This is a genomic window from Chryseobacterium sp. 7 (assembly GCF_003663845.1).
Classification (GTDB): Bacteria; Bacteroidota; Bacteroidia; order Flavobacteriales; family Weeksellaceae; genus Chryseobacterium.
In genome coordinates this window covers 1,313,614-1,337,446 of record NZ_RCCA01000001.1, presented here as the reverse complement: position 1 = coordinate 1,337,446, position 23,833 = coordinate 1,313,614, and the positions used below count along the sequence as shown (strand labels likewise).

Here is a 23,833-nt window from a genome sequence, read left to right as displayed (position 1 = left end):
ATAGAAATTTAAAACAAAAAAAAAATGGAACCTATTACCAGTACATTACAACAACCTATTCAATCTGGATTTAATGCTTATTCAACAGCTCAGGAAGTTATTCAGGGAATTGATCTTACCGGAAAAACAGTGATCATTACCGGTGGTTATGCAGGAATCGGTCTTGAAACCACAAAAGTCCTTACTTCAGCCGGAGCCCATGTTATTATTCCCGCCAGAGATATTGAAAAAGCAGGAAAAAACCTTACAGGAATTGAAAATTTTGAACTTGAAAAAATGGATCTTATGGATCCGGCCTCCATCGATGCTTTTGCAGAAAGGTTTATATCATCAGGCAGAAGTCTGGATTTACTTATCAATAATGCAGGAATCATGTGGGTACCGCTTCGCAGAGACAGCAGAGGTTTTGAATCTCAACTTGCAACAAATTATCTTGGGCAGTTTCATCTTACCACAAAACTATGGCCGGCTCTGAAAAAGGCAAATGGGGCAAGGGTTATCAGTGTCTCTTCCTACGGGCATCAGATGGCGCCTTTTAATTTTGAAGATCCTAATTTTGAAAAAAGAGATTATGACACTCTTTCAGGATACGGTCAATCCAAAACAGCCTGTAATCTGTTTGCCGTAGAACTTGATGAAAGAGGAAAAGAGTTCAAAATCAGAGCATATTCTCTTCATCCAGGATCTGTGTACGGAACTGATTTGGGCAGAGAAGAACCTACTGAACTTTTTAAACAATTAGGAACCCATGATGAAAACGGAAACATCAAGCCTGAAGTGAAAGCACGATTGAAAACCATCCCACAAGGCGCTGCTACAACAGTGTGGTGCGCTGTAAGTCCTCAACTTAATGAGATTGGTGGCGTGTATTGCGAAAACTGTGATGTTGCAGAAATAGACAAAGGGCAAATTGAACACAGGTTTGATGAACCCGCAACCATCCGAGGAGTACAAGCCTACTCTGTTGATAAAAATAATGCTGAACGCTTATGGAAACTGAGTGAAGAAATGCTGGGATTTCAGTTTGATGCTCAATAACCGTTTTTTAAATACATTTGTAATGAAAACTTTTGACAATGGACTTCCAGATACACTACCTGACACCGGATATCAAAATTTCCAGTTATGATGATAAGCTGTTCAAAACAGAAACGGTTTTTGAGTACCACATGCTGGTCTGGTTCATATCAGGAGAAACAAAAATTATTCAGGCAGATAAAACCTATCTGTTCAAGGCAGGAGATATTTTCCTTATTCCGAGAAATCATCTTGCCACAATTATCAATTATCCTAAAGACGGACTTCCTCATAAAGCGGTTGTGATGCATCTTACCACAGAACGGCTTAAAGAATTTTACAGTTCTGTTGATGAGCAAAAGAAAAACGGGCAGAGAGAATCCATCATTCACAGTTTCAGCGGCCACCCGCTTTTGAAGAGCTGTCTTGCTTCTCTCATTCCTTATTTTGAGATAGAAGGTCCGCTTCCTGAAAATATAGCCCATTTAAAGATTACAGAAGCAATAAGTATTTTAAGGGAAATTGATCCGGATATCGATACTTTACTCGCAGATTTTGATGAGCCGGGAAAAGTGGATCTGATCAATTTTATGGAAAAAAATTATATGTTTAATATGCCATTGGAGCGTTTCGGGTATCTTACGGGAAGGAGCTTATCAACATTCAACCGTGATTTCAGAAAGGTTTTTCAAACAACACCACAACGCTGGCTTACCCAAAGACGTCTTGAATTGGCTTATTATCATTTATCAGAAAAAAATAAAAAGCCTTCCGACGTTTTTCTGGAAGTAGGTTTTGAGGATCTTTCCCATTTTTCGCATGCCTTTAAAAAACAGTATGGTTTTGCACCTTCTTTAGCACGATAAAAAAATAGGTTGTACAGTGTGTACAACCTATTTTTTTTTATGATTTTAATTACTCCTGAAGCTATTTTTTCTTTAAAGTATCCAAATCTTTTGAATCTTTCTTTTGAGATATTACATTATGATTTAATGCTTTTCTTTCTGGTTTTGACTGTGATGACCGTGACGATTTTGATCCAGAACCAAACAAATCCAGTAGATCAAAAATTACATCAAATACATCAAAAAAATTCCAGGACATTTCTAATCTCAGAAGTTATTATTTATGATCCTCCAATTTATGAACTTTCTTCGTTCCTTCATATTATTTTGTCCTATTATATAAAAAATCCCGACCTCAAGTAGATATATAATATTGCTGAAATAAAAAAAACAATTACTGAGCAGCTGAAAAGAATCAGTTTAAACAGGGTTTTAAAATAATAAAGCTCCAAAACGTACAAAATAAAAAACACTATAAGTGAAATAACAGTTCCTATTAAAGAAGCTATGACTAAGGTTTGTGTATAATTTTTTGCAGGTAAAGGGTCTTTAAAAACAATAAAAAAAGAAAATGCTGCCAATAACAAGGCTAAGGCACTTACTTTCTCTGTGAAATATTTTGATCTCTTAGATTCTTTCTTTTGAGGTTTCTCATCATAATTCAGGCTCTTTCTGTCAGAACTTGAACATGATGATTCCGAACCACTCTGAAAAAGCCCGACTACACTAAATAGAGTGTCTAACAGATCAAAAAAATCTCCTAACAACTTTTTTTGCTATTTATTATCTTCCAATTTATGTACTTTCTTCGTTCCTTCATACATTTCGTATTGTAAGAATCTCGTTTCCAGCTTTCCGTTGAAAAGTTTGATCTTTCTTGAAGGACGCAGACCGATCTTCTTCACTGCTTCTAAATCTGAAGAAATAAGCCAAGCCAATGTATTGGGGTAATGCGTTTTGAAGGTATCTCCTATTTTTTTATAGAAATCATCATCATTAATGGAAATTCTCTCGTCATAAGGAGGGTTGAATACCATCAACAATGGGAAAAGCTCCTTCTTGGAATCAAAAAAGTTCTGTTTTTTAATCTCGATAACATCTTCCATTTCTGCGGCTTCTACATTCATTCTTGCAGCATTCAGCATTCTTGCATCAATGTCATATCCAACAATTTTCCCATCAAACTGTCTCACTCTGTTAATTCTGAATTCTTTGATTTTTGCAAACAGATCAGCATCATAGTTATTCCAGTTCTGGAACCCGAATCTTTTTCTGAAAATCTGAGCAGGAAGATCCATCGCAATCATTGCAGCTTCAATCAATAATGTTCCTGAACCACACATAGGATCAAGGAAATTTCCTTTTCCGTCCCAGCCTGCCAGCTGAAGCATTCCGCTTGCTAACACTTCATTAATAGGCGCTTCACCTTGCTCTCTTCTATACCCTCTTTTAAACAAAGGATCACCAGAAGAGTCCATGGAAATCATGACCAATTCTCTGTCTATATGAAGATGGAATTTGATATCCGGATTTCTCGTTTCTACATTCGGACGTTTTTTGAATTTTTCTTGGAAATAATCTACAATTGCATCCTTCATTTTTAAAGTCACAAACTGAGAATGCTTGAATGTTTCAGAATTTACAGTAGCATCAATAGAAAAAGACTGGTCAACATCCATAAAATTTTCCCATTCAAATTTGAATAGTCTGTCATAGAACTGATGTTGATTAAAAGCTTTAAATTCATGAATAGGCACCAGAATTTTCAATGCTGTTCTCGCAGAATAATTGATTTTATAAAGAAAACCTAGATCTCCTTCACAATTTACCGCTCTGTTTTTAATTTCAACATTCCTTCCTCCCAATTTTTTGATTTCTTCCGCCAGAATCTGCTCCAATCCGAAGAATGTCTTTATCTGTATTTTAATATTTTCTGTATCCATAAGTTTGAATTAAAAGATTTAAAGCTTTAAAAATTAAAAGATTAGCTATCCAACTTCTTGTCCAATTGAATTTTTCAATCTCTTAATGTTGTAAAATACTTTGCTTTTAACCGCACAAATTTAACTATTTTTGCGTTATGGAATGGTTTGAATCTTGGTTTGATACCCCTTATTATCATTTGCTTTATAGCAACAGAGACTATACTGAAGCTGAAAACTTCATTACAAAGCTCACTGCGGACCTTCAGTTGCCGCCTCAGTCGAAAATCATAGATCTTGCCTGCGGAAAGGGAAGACACTCTGTTTTCCTTAATAAATTAGGATATGATGTTTTGGGGCTTGACCTTTCAAGACAAAGTATTGAATCTGACAAACAATTTGAAAATCAAACTTTGATTTTTGAAGTTCATGATATGAGAAACCCGATTGATGCAGATCCTATGGATGCTGTCTTCAACTTATTTACAAGTTTTGGGTATTTTGATAATGAAAGTGATGATAAAAAAGTGTTTCAGTCTGTATACAATGCCTTGAAGCCCGGAGGATATTTTGTATTAGATTATCTGAATGAAGAATTTGTAAGAAATACTTTAGTTCCTGAAACCACCATAACCCGCGGTGATATTGACTTTAAGATCCTGAAAAAGATCGAGGGCAGACATATTATCAAGGATATCCGCTTTGAAACTGACGGTAAGCCGTTTCATTTCTTTGAAAAGGTAAAGCTTCACACACTGGATGCTATTCACAATTATGCCTCCGAATGTGGTTTTGAAAGAATAAAAATCTGGGGAGATTATCAGCTGAATGAATTTAAAAAAGAAAATTCTCCGCGATGCATCAATTTATTTAAGAAAAATAATGACAACAGTACTTTTACTGATTTTAAGTGTAGTAACAGGAGTATTCCTGGGAAAACACTTTGGTAAAAAAGAAAAGCTGGCCAAAAATCTTCTGATATTAAGTGCCGGTTTTTTGATTACAATCTGTCTCAATGAAGTCTTCCCGCAGGTTTATACCTCTGCCGGAAGCAGCAATCTTGGGATATTTGTAATTGGAGGAGTTCTTCTGCAGATGATTCTGGAAGCTCTTACCAAAGGTTTTGAACACGGGCACTTCCATCATCATAGCGAACATAATATTCTTCCCGCTGCTTTAATGGTAGGATTATTCATCCATGCTTTTATTGAAGGGATTCCTCTTGCCAATGAAACGCACGAGATGTCGCCTTACCTTTGGGGAATTGTATTTCACAATCTTCCGATTTCATTTATTCTGGGAGCATTTTTATTTAACAGAAAAGGAGAATCCAAAAGTTCTTCATCTTACCCTTCCATTCTTATTATAGCCTTATTTGCAATGGCTTCTCCTATGGGAATGTTATTAGGAAATTATTTCAATCCTGATCTTCAGCCCTATTTTCTGGCCATTGTAGGGGGAATTTTCCTTCATATTTCTTCTGTGATTATTTTTGAAAGTAATAAAAATCACAATATAGACTGGGTAAAAATAGGGTTGGTTGTTTTAGGAGTTTCACTTGCATTAATGATGCATGTTTTCCATCAGCATCCTCCTACATTAAAAAAATAAAAAAAGCTCCGAAATGAAATCCGGAGCTTTTTTGTTATATAGCTTACTATTTTAGAAGCTTAGAATTTCCATCCTAAAGTCAGGAAGAAATTATTTCTGTTACTTTTTACATCACTTACAGCGTAAGAATCACTTTCGAAGATTTTAGTGCTGGAATAATAAGATGAATCAAAATTGTCTCCCATATATCCTCTCATGAAAGGGTTTGTATATTTAGAAGAGATATTCTGATAAGAGGCATCTATATAGAATGATTTGAAATCATATCCAATACCGAATGAAAGTGTATTTCTGTCACTTAATATCAGATTGCTGTAAGACTGATCTCCTACACTTCCTGCATCATTAAATCTGCTGATTGTAAGTGCATCGAAAGGACTTGACTGGTAAGAATATCCTCCTCTCAGTCTGAACTGCTGTACTCTGTACTCAGCTCCTACTCTTACTTCTGAGAGATTTTTATAGTTTTCTTTAAAGAAGTCATTCAATTCTCTTTCTGCACCTCCGTAAACCTTATAATCAGGTTTTGTAAGTCCAAGGGTATAGTCTACGTTGAAAGAGAAGTTTTTACTTGCCACAAATGCAGCACTCACAGTTGCTTTAAGCGGTGAAGTGAATTTTCTGTTTTCAGCTCCTATATCATCTCCATAAGTAGCATCATTATAGAAATAGTAATTTCTGTCTATATTCCAGAAAGTAGGTGATTCGATAGATGCTCCCAATCTGAAATTAGGACTTAGCTTTCCGATAACCCCTAACGAAGCAGAAAAGCCAGAAGATCTCTCTGAATATGGGGTGTCCTGCTTGCTAAATGCTTCTGTAGAATTATTGGTTAGATTTCGGTAAAATAAAGTATCATACTGATCTAATGAAGCATTGAAGAAATTAAAACCAGCTCCTAAATACAGGTTATGATTGTAATTGGCTCCTACCCCAAAGCTCATCTTTGACAAATTACCGTATCTTTCATACATATGTCCTGCCAATGCAGCGTCTTTCGTTATATCAGCTTTATCAAAAGCATAAACAATATTATTATTTCCCGGCGACTGAATTACATTGTCCAGCTGCTGATTTGAAAAGTTAATACCGATATTAATAAATTTCCATTTACTCTCTGTCATCAAAGGAAAAGCGATTATTCCTCCTGCATTTCCAAGATCTCCTTTGGTTTTGCTGTAGTCCATCGTGGAACCAGCCAACGAGCTGCTGTTTTTATTTCCTAAAATAGATAAAGTTCCTGAAACCTCTCCTGAAATAGCCACCCCTAAACCTGCCGGGTTAGTAAGCAAAGAGTTTGCATCACCACCAAGCGCACCATTAGATCCGGCCATTGCATTAAATTTAGCAGACCCCACCATAGGAGTATTTGAGTAAACATCCACAGTATTTCTGATCACAGAAACATCCTGAGCCTGCGCATAAAATGCAGCAGAAATACTCATTATTACTAAAGATTTTTTTAACATTATTTTTTAATAGTTTATTAGTTTGAACAATTATCTGAAGCCTCCTCTGCCACCGCCGCCGGATCTCATTCCGCCACCGCCGCCAGAACCACCTCTGAAGCCGCCGCCTCCACCGCCGTTGAAGCCTCCGCTAGATCTGAAACCTCCGGAATCATTAGATCTGAACCCTCCATTATTTCTTGGCTGTGACTGCTGATAATTATAATTAGGTCTTGTCTGTGGTGCCGAATTACGGAATCCACCGTTTTGCTGTGTATTTCTGAAACCTCCCGAATTACTGTTTCTGAAGCCTCCTGAATTACCATTGCTGTTTCTGAAACCTCCACTTGAGTTAGAATCTCTGAAACCTCCATTATTGGTGTTTCTGAATCCACCATTTCCATTACTGTTTCTGAAACCTGAATTATTTGTATTTGTTCTGTATACAGCGTTAGCTACTCCAGTATTCTGGAATCCGCCTCCACTTACACCACTTCTTCTGTAAACCGGTCTGTTGTAGTAACCACCACCCCAGTAGCCTCCTCCGTATCCCCAATATGGGTTTCCGTAGTATCCGCCCCAGAATGGATCATAATAGCCACCATAACCACCCCAGTAAGGACTTCCCCATCCGAAAGAGCCTCCCCAGCCCCAACCGAATGATCCGCCCCAACCCCAGGACATGCTTGCACCCCAGCCCCAGCCGCGGTTCATACCCCAACCCCAATACGGGCTGTAACCACCATACCATCCCCAAGGAGATCCCCATCCCCATGAGTTGTCATAGTAGTTAGTCTGAGAACCTGCATAAAGTCCCCAGTCGGAGTCTGTGGCATTGGTATTCCAATTGGTATTGGTATTACCCCAGTCATTATATCTGTTTTGCTGTTCTCTGGAATTTGCCTGTGCATTCTGAATCACATTAGAATCCTGATAGTAGTCATAATATTCTCCTACTCTGTTTCCGCTATCATTAATGATAACTCCTTCAGGTAGCGTATCCTTATTGGGGTCGTAATACACCCCGTCTGTCTCGCTATACCCTCCCATCTGAGCACCACAAGACACAAGTAATAATCCGCCTGATATTGCCAACACCCCTTTGGATCTTAGCAGACCAAACAAATTTTTATGTATATTTCTTTTCATGATAACGTAAAAATTTTTAATTTAAATTATATTTGCAATCTGTACCAAAAATGTACCAAACACTGGTAAAAAAATCTATCAAAAATAGATTTTTATTTTTAGATAACAATAATGTACAAAAGTTAAAAAAATTTAAAAAAATAATGGCAAAATTAACCTCAAGAAGCGAAGATTACAGCAAATGGTATAATGAGCTGGTTGTAAAAGCTGATTTAGCTGAAAACTCAGGCGTGCGTGGATGTATGGTGATCAAACCGTATGGCTATGCAATCTGGGAAAAAATGCGTGATGAAATGGATAAAAAGTTCAAAGAAACAGGTCACGTTAACGCATACTTCCCGCTTTTTGTGCCCAAGAGCTTGTTTGAGGCAGAGGAAAAGAATGCAGAAGGTTTTGCAAAAGAATGCGCTGTTGTTACCCACTACAGATTAAAAACAGATCCGGACAATCCATCCAAACTGATTGTAGATCCGGATGCGAAACTGGAAGAAGAACTTATCGTTCGTCCTACTTCAGAAGCAATTATCTGGAATACTTACAAAAACTGGATTCAGTCTTACAGAGACTTACCGATATTGATCAACCAATGGGCGAATGTGGTTCGTTGGGAAATGAGAACACGTCTTTTCTTAAGAACTGCAGAATTCTTGTGGCAGGAAGGGCACACTGCCCACGCTACCAAAGATGAAGCTATTGAAGAAGCAGAAAAGATGAATAAAGTATATGCAGATTTTGCTGAAAACTTTATGGCTATGCCGGTAATTCAGGGATTGAAAACGCCATCTGAAAGATTTGCAGGAGCTGATGAAACCTATTGTATAGAAGCATTAATGCAGGATGGAAAAGCTTTACAGGCAGGAACATCTCACTTCTTAGGACAGAATTTCGCAAAAGCATTTGATGTAAAATTCACCAACAAAGAAGGAAAAATTGAACATGCATGGGCTACCTCATGGGGTACTTCAACCCGTCTGATGGGAGCTTTAATTATGACTCATTCTGATGATTTCGGATTGGTACTACCTCCTACTTTGGCACCAATTCAGGTAGTAATTGTTCCAATTTTTAAAGGAGAAGAGCAGTTAGAGCAAATCAGTGAAGTGGCTTTGGATATTCAGGCTAAACTGAGAGCAAAAGGTATTTCTGTGAAGTTCGACAATGACACTCAGAACAAACCAGGCTGGAAATTCGCAGAGTATGAATTGAAAGGAGTTCCTGTAAGAATTGCAATGGGACCAAGAGATCTTGAAAATAAATCTGTGGAAATTGCAAGAAGAGATAACCTGACGAAAGAAATTCGTTCTATTGACGGTCTTGATACTTACATTGAAGAGTTATTGAAAACGATTCAGCAGGATATCTATAATAAAGCTTTTGAATTCAGAAAAAATAATATCACAAAAGTAGATACTTACGAAGAGTTCAAAAAAGTTTTGGAAGAAAAAGGAGGGTTCATTTATGCTCATTGGGACGGAACCGCTGAAGAAGAAGAGCAAATTAAAGATGAAACGAAGGCAACAATCAGATGTATTCCTTTGGATGATGATGTAGAAGCAGGGATTTCTTTGATTTCCGGAAAACCTTCTAAGAGACGTGTATTATTCGCAAAAGCTTATTAAAAATTTTAATAATTTAGAGTAAAATCATTAAAGTTTAAAGAAATATTCAAAAAAAATGACGTTTGGACGGATTTTTGTTTAAATTTATGTCAACATTAATCAAAAAAATTTATTTATTATGTCTTTAAATGTCATTGATTTAATTAAAGGACAATTAGGTCCCGCATTGGTTTCACAGGCTGCATCGCAGTTTGGAGAAAGTGAATCCGGTATTTCTAAAGCAATTGGCGGATTATTACCTGCTGTAGTAGGTGGATTAGCCAATAATGCAGATAAGCCTGGCGTTGTGGATGCTATTACACAAGCCTCTTCAAGTGGAATTTTAGGAAATTTATTAGGCGGGGCGTCTAGTAATCCTATCATCTCTACCTTGTTATCTTCAATTTTCGGAGATAAAGTAAGTGGATTAGTTAATTCCATTGCTAGTTTTTCAGGAGTCAGCAACACCACTGCAGGTTCTTTGTTAAACCTGGTGACTGGAGCTACGGTAGGTACAGTAGGAAAATATGCAGCAGACAATAATTTGGGTGCTTCAGGTATTTCCAGCTTACTGAACGATCAGAAAGGCATTATTTCGTCTTTACTGCCTGCAGGTCTTTCTTTGGCTTCCTTTGGATTAGGAGCTGAAAATTGGTTTGGCCAGGCGAAGGAAACTGTTTCTTCGGTAACTTCTACAGCTAAAGATAACATCGCAGAAGGTGTAGCTACAGCTAGAGAAAATGTATCTGAAGGAGCCAGAGAAGTAAGAGAAAGATTTGAAAATAACAACAACAATAATCAAGGCGGAGGTTCAATCTGGAAATGGTTGCTTCCGCTTTTATTATTGATCGCAGCTGCGTATTTCTTATGGAAGCAGTGTGAGAAAAAACAGACAACTACTACAACTACCACTACGTCTGACTCCGCTTCTACAAGTTCTACTACAGATACAGCGGCTACGGCTACTACAGCAACACCAGCTGCTACCACTGCTAAAACCGATGAAGACATTGAGCTTAACGGAGTAATGTTAAAAGGTTATAAAGGTGGTATGGAAGATCAGATGATTTCATTCCTGAAATCTGGCGGTTACAAAAATGCGGCTGATGATTCTGCATTGAAAGACAAGTGGTACGATTTTGACCATGTAAATTTCAAAATGGGAAGTTCTACTGAGCTTGAAGCAGGTTCTCAAGGACAGCTGGATAACTTAGTGGTTATCCTTAAAGCTTTCCCTGAAGCAAAAATCAAAGTGGGAGGTTATACTGATAAAACAGGAAACGAAGCTTCTAACGTAAAATTGTCAAAAGCAAGAGCTGAATTCATTAAAGCTGCTTTAGCTAAAGCTGGAGTTGGTGCACAGGTAATTGCTGCTGACGGTTACGGAAGTCAATTTGCTAAAGTAGATGCAAAAGCTTCAGATGCTGAAAGAGCCGCTGACAGAAAAATGTCTATCAGATTTGCGAAATAATCTTTAGACTTAATAAAAATTAGATCCCGGGAAGTAATTTCCGGGATTTTTTTATGCCTTAATTCTTCTGTTTACATTTATTTAATTAAATTTGTTAGTCATTTCTAACATTTATGAGTTTCAATATAAAAAGCGCCTGGCGAAAAGATAAAACAAATCATTCTCTATCAGAGGTTTATTCTTCTATAAAAGTTCCAAAAAATGCAACTTTCTGGAGGAAATATCTGGCATTCGCAGGTCCCGGCCTGATGATTGCCGTAGGATATATGGACCCCGGAAACTGGGCAACAGATATAGCAGGAGGAGCTCAGTTCGGGTATACCCTGCTTTCTGTGATCCTTATTTCTAATATTTTCGCGATGGTTTTGCAACATTTATCTGTAAAATTGGGCGTAGTTGCAGAAAGGGATTTGGCACAGGCATGTAGAGACCATTTCAGTCCCACTACCAATTTTATACTTTGGATATTCTGCGAAATAGCTATTGCTGCCTGTGATCTCGCCGAGGTCATTGGTTCTGCTATTGCATTAAACTTATTATTCCATATTCCTTTAACCTGGGGAATTGTTATTACCACAGTAGATGTTTTAATTATCCTTTTACTTCAGTCCAAAGGTTTCCGATGGATTGAAAGTATTGTAGGAGGACTTATCTTCATTATTCTGGCATGTTTCGTATACGAAATTATTATTTCACAGCCTGCTTTTAATGAAATTCTGGGAGGTTTGGTTCCACAGAAGGAAATCATTCAGAATCCTGCCATGCTTTATATTGCTATCGGGATTTTAGGAGCCACGGTAATGCCCCACAACCTGTATCTGCACAGCAGCATTGTACAGACCAGAGATTATACCCGTGATAAGGAGGGAAAAAAGGAAGCCATAAAATTTGCAACCCTAGACAGTACTGTTTCCCTGATGCTGGCTTTCTTCATTAATGCGGCAATCCTTATTCTGGCTGCCGCTACATTCCATACTACAGGGAACGAGCATGTCGCGGATATTCATGATGCGTATAAAATGTTGACCCCAATTTTAGGTGCTTCCATGGCGAGTATTGCATTTGCAATTGCTTTGCTGGCCTCAGGACAAAATTCTACATTGACAGGAACACTTGCAGGACAAATTGTAATGGAAGGTTTTTTGAATATCAGATTAAAACCATGGTTGAGAAGACTGATCACAAGACTTATTGCCGTAATTCCGGCACTGATAGTTGCTATTCTTTATGGCGAGCAGGGAACAACCGAATTATTGGTTTTAAGCCAGGTAATTCTATCTATGCAGCTTAGTTTTGCAGTAGTTCCATTGGTGATGTTTACCAATGATAAAGCTAAAATGGGCGAATTTGTCAACAAACCATTTCTTAAAGTCTGTGTTTGGATTATTTCCATTATTATCATTGTTTTAAACCTGTATCTACTCTATCAGACGTTTACTTCGTAAAGTGAATAGTCAATAGTGAACTTTTGCTTCGCAAAGTGAATTTTTAATCCTACACCAGGATAAATTCACAAGCGCAACTGATTGACACATCCAACTTAAATATTAGTCAATGGTCAATTTTTGCTTCGCAAGTCAAGTTTTAAACTTATGCTACTCAAAATTCACAAGCGAAGCGCATTGACGTATTCACAATTCACCATTACTCCTTTTTCTGCCTTAATGTCCTGATTTTAGATTTGGCAGGCTCTTTGTCAAACAATCATTAAATAAATATTGAATTATGGAAAACCAGGATATTAACGAAGAAAGCATCAATAATCAGGAAGAAAACAATGTTCAGAATGACGCAACGTCTCAGGACAATGTGACAGCTGCTCCTTCTCCAGAAGAACTTTTGGCAGAAGAAAAAGACCGTTACATCAGATTGTATGCTGAATTCGAAAACTATAAAAAAAGAACGAGCAAAGAGAAGATGGAATTCTTCCAATACGCTAACCAGGAGATGATGGTTTCAATGTTAGGGGTTTTAGATGATTTTGAAAGAGCATTAAAAGAGATCGCTAAAAACGGAAATCCGGCCGACCTACAAGGTGTAGAACTGATCTATCAGAAATTCAAAAATAAACTTACCGAAAAAGGCTTAAAAACAATGGAAGTAAAAGCTGGTGACAGCTTTGATGTTGATTTCCATGAAGCGATTACTCAGATCCCTGCTCCATCGGAAGATTTGAAAGGAAAAATCGTAGACGTTATTGAAACAGGATATATTTTAGGTGATAAAGTAATCCGTTTTGCAAAAGTAGTAACAGGAAATTAAAATTCATAAATGATAAATGATGAGTGATAACAGATGAATATTTCACTTATTAACTTTACAATATCTTTTATCATTTATCAATAATCAATTATAAAATTGTCATGTCAAAAAGAGATTATTACGAGGTTCTTGAGATCAGCAAATCTGCATCCGCCGACGAAATAAAAAAAGCATACCGTAAAATGGCCATCAAATTCCACCCGGATAAAAATCCAGGGGATAAAGAGGCCGAAGAAAAATTCAAAGAAGCTGCTGAAGCTTACGAAGTTTTAAGCGATGATCAGAAACGTGCTAGATACGACCAGTTCGGTCATGCCGGAGTAGGCGGAAACGGTGGTTTCGGAGGCGGAGGCTTCGGAGGCGGAATGAACATGGAAGATATTTTCAGCCAGTTTGGAGATATTTTCGGTGGTGGTTTCGGAGGATTCGGTGGTGGTGGCGGAGGCCGTCAGCAGGTGAAAGGTTCTAATTTAAGAATCAGAATCAAGCTGAACCTTGAGGAAATGGTAAACGGTACTCAGAAAACCATCAAAGTTAAAAAAATGAAGATGGCAGAAGGTGCCACTTCAAAAACATGCCCTACCTGTAACGGTTCCGGTGTTCAGTTAAAAGTAATGAATACCATGTTTGGTCAAATGCAGACTCAGACAACCTGTGGTACTTGTCAGGGAATTGGAAAAGTTGCTGACAAAATTCCTGCAGGAGCCAACGCGCAGGGTCTTATCAAGGATGAAGAGGAAATCACGATCAATATTCCGGCAGGAGCAAGAGACGGTATCCAGCTTAATGTAAGAGGAAAAGGAAATGATGCTCCGTTTGGAGGCGTTCCGGGAGACCTGTTGGTTATTATTGAAGAGGAAGTAGATCAAGTGATCAAGAGAGAAGGTGACAATCTTCACCAGGAACTGTATGTTTCATTTGCAGAAGCTGCTTTAGGAACTAAAAAAGAAATTCCTACAGTAGGTGGAAAAGTAAAAATTACTGTTGATCCGGGAACACAGTCTGGAAAAATCTTAAGATTAGCCGGAAAAGGACTTCCAAGCATTGACAGTTATGGTAAAGGAGATATGTTCATCCACATCAATGTTTGGACTCCGCAGAAGCTTACCAAAGACCAGAAAGACTTCTTTGAAAAGCAGATGTCCAGCGGAGAAATGGTTGCAGAACCATCCGGAAAAGAAAAAACTTTTTTTGATAAAGTAAAAGATTTATTCAATTAATATAGAAAAGAGACTTGTAAAAAGTCTCTTTTTTTTGTTTAAAGTTCAAGGCTCAAGATTCAAAGTTTAATATTTCAAAATTATATTTGAGCCTGATCATAAAAAATCCTGCACTCTCTGGAGCACAGGATTTTTTTGGTTATTTAATTCTAATTCTGTTTTATTTTTTTGTCGCTAAAGAATAAACTCCTTTTCCTAACGTAAATACAGCAACCGCTACCAATCCGCCAACAATACCCAGCGTAAGCTCTTTCAAAACATCTGGCCAAGTTGGAAGTATACCATGGAAAAATTCAATCCTATGCAGAAAAATTCCGCCGGCAACCATTATTAAAGCAATTGTTCCTACAACTCCTAATATTTTAATAACAATAGGTAAAGCCTTCACTAACAGATGTCCAAGCCTCCCGAAAAAACCTTTATCGTTACTTTTCTTTATTAATTTAAACCCCGCATCATCCATTCTTACAATCAAAGCTACAATTCCATACACTCCAACAGTAGCAATAAATGCAACCAGGCTCGTTACTAAAATCTGTGTAATGAAAGGATGACTTTCTTCCAATACTGTTCCTAAAGCAATAATAACGATCTCTATTGATAAAATAAAATCAGTTGTAATTGCCGATTTTACTTTCTCTTTTTCAATTTCTTCAGAACTTTTTTCGTCTTCTTCAATTTCCTCTATCACTTCATGGCCCTTTTTGTCACGGTGAAAAAGAAACTCTATTACTTTTTCAACGCCTTCAAAAGCCAGATAAAATCCTCCAAGGATCAATACATAATTAATAGCCGGAGCATACAGCCAATTAAGTAAAAAGACGATAGGCAGAATAATCAGTTTATTGATAAAAGAACCTTTTGTAATTGCCCATAAAACCGGAATTTCCCTTGAAGAAAGAAAGCCTGTGGCTTTTTCTGCATTTACAGCCAGGTCGTCTCCTAAAATTCCTGCAGTCTTTTGGGTAGCAACCTTACTGGTAACCGCTACATCATCCATCAATGCTGCAATATCATCCAAAATTGCAAAAAAGCCTGATGCCATATTTTAATATTTTTTTAATCTTTGTTAAGTCCAGCAAAAATAAATATTTAATTCCGTTTTTGGATTCATAATCTGACAATAATTTTGAAAATTATAAGAATAGTAAAGCAATGCTTCACTTTCAATATTTTATATCTTTGTTCAAAATCTAATTAATGGATCAAAACTGGGAAACTCAATTGCAAAATATCTGGCTTAAACTGGGAACAATAAGCAGTGAAGCGTTTATTCAGCAGATCAAAGAGCATGTAGATTTGCTTACGACTGAAGATTCACAAGCCATTGCTGATTTTGAAAAAGCTTGTGCTTTTGATTCTACCGGACATGAAAAGGAAGCCGAACCTTTGTACAGATCTGCATTGGAAAAGGGATTAACAGGTTTGCGAAGAAGAAGAGCGAGAATTCAGCTGGCAAGCACGTTAAGAAATAATGGAAAAACAGAAGAAAGCATCCGGATTTTAAGGGAAGAAAAAGCAAATTATTCTGATGAACTGGATGATGCAGTGGATTCTTTTTTAGCACTGTCCCTTTCTTCAGCCGGAGAACACAAAGAAGCTTTATCCTTAGCATTAAAAGCACTATCAAAACATTTGCCCAGATACAATAATTCTTTGAGACGATATGCTGAAAACCTTTAGTTCTTAAAAAAATGAGCAAAAATATGCTTATTTTTAACCGTTTTAAAACCTGATACTATGCGACCTCAATTTCATATTTTTACTTTGGGATGTTTATTTTGTCTGTTCAGTCCATTCTTTTCTTTAAAAGCTCAAAATCAGACAAGTCTAAGCAGCCTTAATCAGGAAAAGAAGAAAGAAGAAATAGACGCCATTATAAAAGAATTTGCAGGAATTAATAAGTTTAACGGAACTGCTTTCGTTCATTATCAAAATAAAAACATTTTCGAAAAATCATACGGCTGGCAAGATGCCGAAAAGAAAACCTCCAATCAGAACAAAAGCGTATATCAGATTGCTTCTTTAACCAAATCATTCACTGCCCTGGTTATTGTAAAGCTAAATGAAGAAGGGAAACTTTCTTTTAAAGATCCTGTCTCAAAGTTTATTCCCGATTATCCCAGAGGAAATGAAATTACCATTGAACATCTCCTTACCCACACGTCCGGAATTTATGAAATACTGCGCAATAAGGAATTTTTCAGCTTGCTTCTCACGGGAAAATCTATAACCAAAGATCAGGAACTTTCCTTTTTTAAAAATGAACCACTGGATTTTGAACCCGGTACTCAATTTTCCTATACCAATTCAGGCTATATTATACTGGGGCTCATCATTGAAAAGATAACCGGACTTTCTTATGAAAATGCAGTAAGAAAAATCATTTTAGATCCTCTGAAGATGTCACATACAGGCTTTAATTATCTGGCTCTGAAAAGTCCGTACAAAACGGTTCCTTATTCCTATATTTCAAAAACAAAACAGGAAAGAACAGACGTCTGGAATTCTACATTAACCGGACCTGCGGGTCAAATCTACAGTACTGTTGAAGATCTTTACAACTATTATTTAGGATTGAGAGATTATAAAATTATTTCCAAAGAAGCATTTAAAAAGGCTACTACTCCTTTTCTCAGCGGTTATGGCTATGGTTGGTTTATTGATGATCTTTACGGTAAAAAGCTCATCAACCATGGTGGAAATATAGAAGGTTCCACGAGCTATTTTGCGATGCTTCCTGATGATGACCTCTGCATTATCCTTTTGAACAATATCACCAGTAAAAAGCTGGAGAAAGCGGGAAATACTATTTTAGCAGCTCTTTTAAATCAGCCTTACACTCTTCCTCAACCTAAGAAAGAAGTAATATTGAGTCCTGATGTCCTTAAAAAATATGTGGGTGATTACCAGCTCTCAGATGACAGTATTATTCATATTTTGGATGAAAACGGTCAGCTTTTTATTCAGAACAATAAGAATCCCAAAATAAGAATGCATGCTGAAAAAGAAGACGTCTTCTTCCTGCAGAATGATGACTCCGAGATTTCTTTCATTTTCAAAGATGGAGAAAAGGGGGTTATTATGATTAAAAAAGGCCTTTCTTCCAAAACAGCTGAAAAACTCTAATGATACGCACTTACAGCTCCATAATCAATAGATTTTTTTGTAAATTTAAGTAATGAAAAAATTCGTACTCAGATATCACTTTTTCGTCATGGGATGCATTGGTTTTCTCCTGCAGTCCTGTAATACAAAATTCAGAGTATGGGTGGGGCCCGGAGGCCAGCAGAAAATTTATAACCTGAAATACGGCGAGCATAAAAGACAGAAAATGGATATTTTTCTGCCTAAAGACTATGCTAAAGATGCTCCTGTAGTTCTTCTCGTTCACGGTGGAGCCTGGACTTTAGGTAAAAAAGAACATATGATCCAGGTTCAGAAAATGCTTTTCCAAAACAACATTCCGAGTATCAATATGAATTACAGGTTTGTTTCAACCAAAGAAAAAGTCACTTATAAACAACAGCTTGAAGATATTGGTCTTGCTATTGAAAAATTCAATTCTTTAGCAGAAAAAGCTGAGCTTCTGCCCAACAATTATATTCTTCTGGGGGAAAGTGCCGGTGGTCATTTATCTCTTCTTTACGGGTATCAGCATCCTGAGCAGATTAAAAAAATTATTTCTTTAAGCGGTCCTACAGATTTTTACAGTTCAGAGTATCTAAAATCCTTTTATTCCAAATACACTTCTCCTACTTTTCAAAAGGTAGTTGGGACTAAATTTGACCGGAAAAACATATCTGAAAACTTTAAAGAAGCAAGTCCTATTGCCAATATTACAAATGTTCCTACTCTCCTATTTCAAGGAAATAATGATTTTCTGGTTAACCAGCATCAGGGAATTGCTATGGACTCAGCGCTTACCCAGATGAAAGTTCCACATAAATTCATTTTTATGAAAGGTGCCGGGCATGCGCCAAGATTTTTCAGTAAAAGAAAAAGAGACAGTATTATCTATCCGAATATTCTGGAGTGGGTCAGAAAATAGAAGTTTATAACTTCTTCTATTAAACGCAAAGGATAAATAATCCACTGTTTTATTTTTAAGTGGCAAAGAGAAGAGGCTGTCTCAAAAGTGTCATTCTGAACACAGACTGAAAGTCTGCGAACAAAGTTCTGAAATGCAGCGAAGAATCTCATGTGTTTGGTTATCAATGAGATTCTTCCTTCGTCAGAATGACAAAAGTCAGATTGTTTGACTTTTGAGACAGTCTCTAATGAAGCTTAATGAATATATACATCCGCTTAGAAAGAATCAATTTCATTGATTCCGTTCTTTGCCTTCTTACAATAATACTCTATAAAAATTAATCTTTGCGTTAAAAAAACTTATTTACAAATAATAAAAAAGCCATCTCACTATTAAGACGGCTCTATATTCTTGATTGAATTTCTTATTTATTCAAAGTCCTGATCTTCATATTTTTTAGAAAGATCTTCTTTTTTTCCAAAAACAAACTTGAAGATGACCGGAAGTGTAGTTACCAATACGATTACAATAATGATGTATTCCAGTTTTTGTTTTAAGTTGATTCCAAACTGCTCCATAAAAAGCTTGTCCAGGTAATGTCCTGCAAAGATCAAAATGAATGACCATAAAACAGCACCAATAACATTATCTCTTAAAAACTCTTTTTTATCCATTTTTACAATACCTGCTACAATGGGTGTAAAAGTTCTCACAACGGGTAAGAATCTTGCCATAATAACAGCTAATGCTCCATGTTTTTCGAAGAAATCGTGAGCCTGGTACAGGTACTTCTTCTTAAAAAGCATTGAATCTGGTCTTTTGTATAAAGCAGGCCCCGCCTTTCTTCCAAAATAGTAGCCTACTTCATTTCCTATAACAGCAGCAAGAGCTACTCCTGAGGCTAAGAGCGTAGTATCTAGGAAATCGCTTCCTGTAGAGCCAAAAGTCTCTTTGATGATTTCAACAGCATAAATTCCCGAAACGAATAATAGAGAATCTCCAGGCAGGAAAAATCCTACAAAAAGACCTGTTTCAGCAAAAACAATAAACAAAATCAGCCAAAACCCTCCCATTTTAATATAAAACTCCGGGTTTAATAAATCCTTCCAGCTATTGAAATCTTCCATAAATATCGATGAACAACAAAAGTAAGTTTAAAATGTCTGAAACAAAAATTAATTATAAGATTTTAACTAAAAATCAACATATTTCTACAATTCAAGATCATCATCGGAAACAGCCGTCCCATCGGCCATTAAGAAGGCTTTTAAGAAAGGGGTGATATTACCGTTCATCACAGCATCTACATCCGAAGTTTCATGACCGGAACGTACATCTTTTACCAATTTGTATGGGTGCATTACGTAGTTTCTGATCTGGCTTCCCCACTCGATTTTCATTTTGTTGGCTTCGATCTCGTTTCTTGCCTTCATACGCTCTTCCAGTTCCATTTCGTATAGTCTTGAACGAAGGAGCTGCATTGCTTTTTCTTTGTTCTGAAGCTGGGAACGGGATTCTGAGTTTTCAATAATAATCCCTGTTGGTGCGTGGCGAAGACGTACGGCTGTTTCAACCTTGTTTACGTTCTGCCCTCCTGCGCCGGAAGATCTCATAGTTTCAAAACTGATATCCGCAGGATTGATATTGATCTCAATAGTATCATCTACTAAAGGATAAACGTATACTGAAACAAAACTTGTATGTCGTTTTGCATTACTGTCAAAAGGAGAAATTCTTACCAATCTGTGTACACCATTCTCACCTCTTAAATATCCAAAAGCAAATTCTCCTTCAATTTCAAGGGTAACAGTCTTTACTCCCGCTACATCCCCTTCCTGGAAGTTCAGTTCACGGATTTTATAGCCTTGCTTTTCTGCCCACATGGTGTACATTCTCATGAGCATGGATGCCCAGTCGCAGCTTTCTGTGCCCCCTGCTCCTGCGGTGATCTGAAGGACTGCAGAAAGCTCATCACCTTCATTGGAAAGCATATTTTTGAATTCCAGGTCTTCAATTTTTTCTACCAATTGAGGAAATGTCTCGTCCAGCTCCTTTTCAGAATCCGGATCTTCTTTAGCAAAATCAGCCAATACCTGTAAATCTTCAAACTGTGTCTGGATTTCATCATAGCTTTCCACCCATTTTTTCTTGGAACGAAGCTGCTTTAGGAAGGCTTCAGCCGTTTTTGGGTTATCCCAAAATTCGGGTGCCGCAGTTTTTTCATCATCATTGGCTATTTCAATCTTCTTTTTTTCAATCTGAAGGTATCTGTATAAATCTTCAATTCTGGATTGAACTTCTTTTATATGGTCGCTGTTAATCACGATTGTTTCTTTTTTGCAAAAATAAGGAATTCTTTTAGAGTGGAAAGGTTTGACGTTAAAGTTTGGGGATTCACGTTCCGGGGATCGGGCATTTGATTTTTTGGAATTTAAAGAAGAGAAAATATTATTTCTTTATATTTATTTTTAAAACAGATTTAGATGTATACCAATGATTGGATTAATGAACGTAATGGAAATTTTGCTCAGTTAAAGAAACTTATTGTTTCAATGAATTTAATTCCGGGACTTTCCAAAAGCAGTTTTGATTATTTAACTGAAAAACTTCTTCAACAGCTGGAAAAAGGAGCAGACCAGGAAAAGCTGGAAAGAATCATAGAAACTGAATTATGTGTTTCTTATGGTCTTTACCGATCTGAGTTGAACTCAGAAGAATTGGCATCTGAAATTTTTAAGTGGTGGGTAAATAATTAACTAAAAAAGTCTCTTCTCAGCATAAAAACAGTACACATTCCTATAATATGTATCGCAACAATAACTGGAAGGGCTTTTTTTATTCCCAGTTTGTCCATTAAAAAACCATATATGGGTAATTGAATGATTCCAATAAACAGAGGTATTTCTTCATTGAAAAAAGTTCCCAGCAAGCTAAACGGAAAGAGCACCAACAAAGGAAAATAAGTCCCATGGCCTCCGCCTCCTGCAAGGATTGCAAAAAAAGCAAGAGGAAGTGTTAATATAGAAAACCATGTTGTATATTTATAACGGTTCATTCTGTTTTTAATGAAGTTTATTGGTAAAATCTTGAATCAGAGTATCTATTTCATTTCCATAAATTTTTTTGGCATTTTCATAGGTTTGGTTATTATTTAGCTCAATAAATTTATTTTTATCATATTGGATTAAAAACTGCACAAATGCTCCTGAAACAGAATACAAAATTTCACTGTCTATTTTCTGGTTTTCAGTCCATATCTTCTTAATATCTATAGGGGATTTTTTATAAGCCTGTTGAGCTGCTTCAAGCTTATCATTCTCATTCATGTCGAAGCACACCCCTATTCCTTCATTAATAAGCATTGTGGTTATTTTTCCTTTATTTCCCTGCCAAAAACTAATATTATGGGCAATTTCATGTCCTGCAGTTTGATTCAATCTGTTATGGGACACACAATAATTAGCAAGGGTAAATCCTAAATTATGTTTCAAATATTCATTATAGACATTATTGGAACCCCAGACAAAAAAATCAATTTTCTTGGGCAGTTTCGCTCCAAAAAATTCATTGATTTTGGTAAAGGCTTTTTGCCGGCTCTCAGAAATCCTATTTCTGGTTTTTTCATTGACAGAATTTTCAAAATGAAATATTAAATCTTCTGTTTCCACAGTATTCCATTGCTTATAAAAGTCATCCAAACCCAACCAGCTTTGTAAAGTATTCAATTCTGCCATCGTTTTTTCCGATAGCTTAATACTTTTAACCTTATCATAGTACTTTTTTGAAGCTTCTTTATTCCCCAGTCCATAATTAACAGTCATTAACTGCATGAGAGCCCAACTTTTTCTTTCATTATTGTCTGCCAGTGTTTCAAGTTTTTTTGCATAGAAAATACTCTTATGAAAATCTCCCAGACTGTTATAAGATGCAGCCATAAGAAGATTCACATCAAAATCGTCTGGAGCATTTTCAAGTACATCATGTCCTAAAGAAATGGCTTCCGTATAATTCTTTGTTTTAAATGCGGCAGCCATTTCTTTTTTCTGCGAATAGCAAAGAACCGAGCAAGTCAGCCCCAAAATAAACAGTATTTTCTTCATTGTGTTTCTATATTAAATCATTTGTGTCATAATTTCCCCAATCTTCGGAGCCAGGGCAACTCCCATTCCTGAGAGTCTTACCGCGCAAAACTGTCGCTCCGAAATCTTCTTTACAATAGGTGATTTTTCTTCTCCCATAGCCATAATTCCTGACCAGCAGAGGGCAATTTTAATATTTTGATGAGGCATAATGACTTCTTTCAAAAAATTTTCCAAATGGTTCTGCAGAAATTCCGTTGTTTCAAAAGTAGTTGTTTCTTCAGTTTTAAAATCCTGATTCCTTCCGCCTCCCAGCAATATTCTGTTTCCTATATTCCTGAAATAATAGTAACCTTCATCATAATGGAATGTTCCTTTCAGCTTCAAATCCTCTATGGGCTCAGTGAGAAGAACCTGCCCGCGGGCGGGAATAATATTTTCTTTTTCCAGAAACCTTGAAGTGAATGCATTGGTGCAATAGATGAGTTGATCTGCTTTTATAGAAAGATCCGCTGAAATATAAACTTCAACACATTCTTCTGTTTCATCAATTCTTTCAACCTCCGTTCCGAATAAAAATTCAATCTTGAGCTCATGACATTTTTCCAGCAATTTTTGCAACAGCTTTCCGGAATGCAGGCTTCCTTCACAGGGATTTTCAATCAGGAATTTAGATTTTCCTAACCCGAATTCCTGTATTTTTTCTTGTCTCAAAGTGTAAGTTTGATCCAATCCGGTTATTGCCTTCAGTTTTTTATTGACCGTGTCAATTTGGGATAAAGGTCTTTCGTTATTTATAATTTCATAGCCTCCACTCAATTCAAAATCAATGTCATCATTTTTAAAATAGTTTTGGATTTTCTGAAGTCCTTCAAATCGCATTGTAACGAGCTCCAGTGTTTTCTCCCAGCCCATTTTCTGTGAATCGGCAATCACTTCCGTAAGGCTTCCAAAACAGGCAAAACCGGCATTTCTCGTTGAAGCGCCTAATGGAACAGCATTCCGTTCAATGACCAGAACAGATTTTTCAGGATATTTCTCTTTAATAGATATTGCTGTCCAGAGCCCGGAAAATCCGGCACCAACAATGATAATATCTCTTTTTCTGTAGAAAGTATCAAGCTCCCAAATGCTGTTCATGAGTAATTAGTAATGAGTGATAAGTAATTATTGAAAAA

Annotated in this window: 22 protein-coding genes; 13 read left to right on the top strand and 9 right to left on the bottom strand. The window is 36.8% G+C overall.

Annotated features, from left to right (window positions below):
* Positions 1 to 24 precede the first annotated feature (24 nt).
* Positions 25 to 1,038 carry an SDR family NAD(P)-dependent oxidoreductase gene (locus CLU97_RS06245; RefSeq protein WP_121487159.1) on the top strand — a complete coding sequence of 338 codons (1,014 nt, stop codon included), beginning with the start codon at positions 25 to 27 and terminating at the stop codon, positions 1,036 to 1,038.
* Positions 1,039 to 1,076: 38 nt separating this feature from the next.
* Entirely contained in the window at positions 1,077 to 1,883 is an 807-nt protein-coding gene (locus tag CLU97_RS06240; RefSeq protein ID WP_121487158.1) for a helix-turn-helix domain-containing protein, read from the top strand.
* 755 nt (positions 1,884 to 2,638) lie between these two features.
* On the opposite strand, the gene CLU97_RS06225 is transcribed toward CLU97_RS06240, so the two are convergent.
* Complete coding sequence (locus CLU97_RS06225) at positions 2,639 to 3,805, bottom strand: class I SAM-dependent RNA methyltransferase (protein ID WP_121487156.1); 1,167 nt, start codon at positions 3,803 to 3,805, stop codon at positions 2,639 to 2,641.
* Between the two features lie 137 nt (positions 3,806 to 3,942).
* Here CLU97_RS06225 and CLU97_RS06220 point away from each other — a divergent pair, with 137 nt between their 5' ends.
* Complete coding sequence (locus CLU97_RS06220; RefSeq protein WP_228437550.1) at positions 3,943 to 4,734, top strand: class I SAM-dependent DNA methyltransferase; 792 nt, start codon at positions 3,943 to 3,945, stop codon at positions 4,732 to 4,734.
* A complete protein-coding gene (locus tag CLU97_RS06215; RefSeq protein ID WP_121487155.1) occupies positions 4,667 to 5,395 on the top strand; it encodes a ZIP family metal transporter in 729 nt (242 codons plus the stop codon). The genes CLU97_RS06220 and CLU97_RS06215 overlap by 68 nt, the downstream gene beginning before the upstream one ends.
* A gap of 59 nt (positions 5,396 to 5,454) precedes the next feature.
* Here CLU97_RS06215 and CLU97_RS06210 read toward each other — a convergent pair whose 3' ends face one another.
* Both CLU97_RS06210 and CLU97_RS06205 read right to left on the bottom strand, forming a co-directional pair.
* Positions 5,455 to 6,840 (bottom strand): OmpP1/FadL family transporter, encoded by a 1,386-nt coding sequence (locus tag CLU97_RS06210; protein WP_228437548.1) that lies wholly within the window; start codon positions 6,838 to 6,840, stop codon positions 5,455 to 5,457.
* Positions 6,841 to 6,894: 54 nt separating this feature from the next.
* A complete protein-coding gene (locus CLU97_RS06205) occupies positions 6,895 to 7,992 on the bottom strand; it encodes a prolyl-tRNA synthetase (RefSeq protein WP_121487153.1) in 1,098 nt (365 codons plus the stop codon).
* A gap of 143 nt (positions 7,993 to 8,135) precedes the next feature.
* On the opposite strand from CLU97_RS06205, the gene proS reads away from it, so the two are divergent.
* The 5 genes from proS to dnaJ all read left to right on the top strand — a co-directional run bounded on the left by proS (position 8,136) and on the right by dnaJ (position 14,543).
* Positions 8,136 to 9,611, top strand: a complete 1,476-nt coding sequence (gene proS, locus CLU97_RS06200; protein ID WP_121489668.1) for a proline--tRNA ligase — start codon at positions 8,136 to 8,138, stop codon at positions 9,609 to 9,611.
* 118 nt (positions 9,612 to 9,729) lie between these two features.
* Positions 9,730 to 11,061, top strand: a complete 1,332-nt coding sequence (locus CLU97_RS06195; RefSeq protein ID WP_121487152.1) for an OmpA family protein — start codon at positions 9,730 to 9,732, stop codon at positions 11,059 to 11,061.
* Positions 11,062 to 11,174: 113 nt separating this feature from the next.
* The gene (locus CLU97_RS06190; RefSeq protein WP_121487151.1) at positions 11,175 to 12,506 is read left to right on the top strand and encodes an Nramp family divalent metal transporter; all 1,332 of its coding nucleotides are present in this window, start codon (positions 11,175 to 11,177) and stop codon (positions 12,504 to 12,506) included.
* A gap of 277 nt (positions 12,507 to 12,783) precedes the next feature.
* On the top strand, positions 12,784 to 13,323 hold the full coding sequence (locus CLU97_RS06185; RefSeq protein WP_410493419.1) for a nucleotide exchange factor GrpE: 540 nt from the start codon (positions 12,784 to 12,786) through the stop codon (positions 13,321 to 13,323).
* A 101-nt stretch (positions 13,324 to 13,424) separates the two neighbouring features.
* Positions 13,425 to 14,543 carry a molecular chaperone DnaJ gene (gene dnaJ, locus CLU97_RS06180; RefSeq protein ID WP_121487149.1) on the top strand — a complete coding sequence of 373 codons (1,119 nt, stop codon included), beginning with the start codon at positions 13,425 to 13,427 and terminating at the stop codon, positions 14,541 to 14,543.
* Between the two features lie 160 nt (positions 14,544 to 14,703).
* On the opposite strand, the gene CLU97_RS06175 is transcribed toward dnaJ, so the two are convergent.
* Positions 14,704 to 15,588: a DUF808 family protein gene (locus CLU97_RS06175; protein WP_121487148.1), complete on the bottom strand. Its 885-nt coding sequence runs from the start codon at positions 15,586 to 15,588 to the stop codon at positions 14,704 to 14,706.
* A 155-nt stretch (positions 15,589 to 15,743) separates the two neighbouring features.
* Here CLU97_RS06175 and CLU97_RS06170 point away from each other — a divergent pair, with 155 nt between their 5' ends.
* From CLU97_RS06170 to CLU97_RS06160, 3 genes are read left to right on the top strand one after another with little or no spacing between them, the layout of a single operon-like run.
* Positions 15,744 to 16,226 carry a tetratricopeptide repeat protein gene (locus tag CLU97_RS06170; RefSeq protein WP_121487147.1) on the top strand — a complete coding sequence of 161 codons (483 nt, stop codon included), beginning with the start codon at positions 15,744 to 15,746 and terminating at the stop codon, positions 16,224 to 16,226.
* Between the two features lie 57 nt (positions 16,227 to 16,283).
* Positions 16,284 to 17,672: a serine hydrolase domain-containing protein gene (locus CLU97_RS06165; RefSeq protein WP_121487146.1), complete on the top strand. Its 1,389-nt coding sequence runs from the start codon at positions 16,284 to 16,286 to the stop codon at positions 17,670 to 17,672.
* Between the two features lie 52 nt (positions 17,673 to 17,724).
* Complete coding sequence (locus tag CLU97_RS06160; protein ID WP_121487145.1) at positions 17,725 to 18,594, top strand: alpha/beta hydrolase; 870 nt, start codon at positions 17,725 to 17,727, stop codon at positions 18,592 to 18,594.
* Positions 18,595 to 19,004: 410 nt separating this feature from the next.
* On the opposite strand, the gene CLU97_RS06155 is transcribed toward CLU97_RS06160, so the two are convergent.
* Positions 19,005 to 19,703: a DedA family protein gene (locus CLU97_RS06155; protein ID WP_121487144.1), complete on the bottom strand. Its 699-nt coding sequence runs from the start codon at positions 19,701 to 19,703 to the stop codon at positions 19,005 to 19,007.
* Positions 19,704 to 19,787: 84 nt separating this feature from the next.
* Positions 19,788 to 20,900, bottom strand: a complete 1,113-nt coding sequence (prfB, locus tag CLU97_RS06150; protein ID WP_121487143.1) for a peptide chain release factor 2 — start codon at positions 20,898 to 20,900, stop codon at positions 19,788 to 19,790.
* A 159-nt stretch (positions 20,901 to 21,059) separates the two neighbouring features.
* Here prfB and CLU97_RS06145 point away from each other — a divergent pair, with 159 nt between their 5' ends.
* A complete protein-coding gene (locus CLU97_RS06145) occupies positions 21,060 to 21,332 on the top strand; it encodes a hypothetical protein (protein ID WP_121487142.1) in 273 nt (90 codons plus the stop codon).
* Here CLU97_RS06145 and CLU97_RS06140 read toward each other — a convergent pair.
* From CLU97_RS06140 to CLU97_RS06130, 3 genes are read right to left on the bottom strand one after another with little or no spacing between them, the layout of a single operon-like run.
* Positions 21,329 to 21,631, bottom strand: a complete 303-nt coding sequence (locus CLU97_RS06140; protein ID WP_121487141.1) for a hypothetical protein — start codon at positions 21,629 to 21,631, stop codon at positions 21,329 to 21,331. The genes CLU97_RS06145 and CLU97_RS06140 overlap by 4 nt on opposite strands.
* A 7-nt stretch (positions 21,632 to 21,638) precedes the next feature.
* Positions 21,639 to 22,676: a tetratricopeptide repeat protein gene (locus CLU97_RS06135; RefSeq protein WP_147436454.1), complete on the bottom strand. Its 1,038-nt coding sequence runs from the start codon at positions 22,674 to 22,676 to the stop codon at positions 21,639 to 21,641.
* 12 nt (positions 22,677 to 22,688) lie between these two features.
* Positions 22,689 to 23,795 carry an NAD(P)/FAD-dependent oxidoreductase gene (locus tag CLU97_RS06130; RefSeq protein WP_121487139.1) on the bottom strand — a complete coding sequence of 369 codons (1,107 nt, stop codon included), beginning with the start codon at positions 23,793 to 23,795 and terminating at the stop codon, positions 22,689 to 22,691.
* Positions 23,796 to 23,833 lie beyond the last annotated feature (38 nt).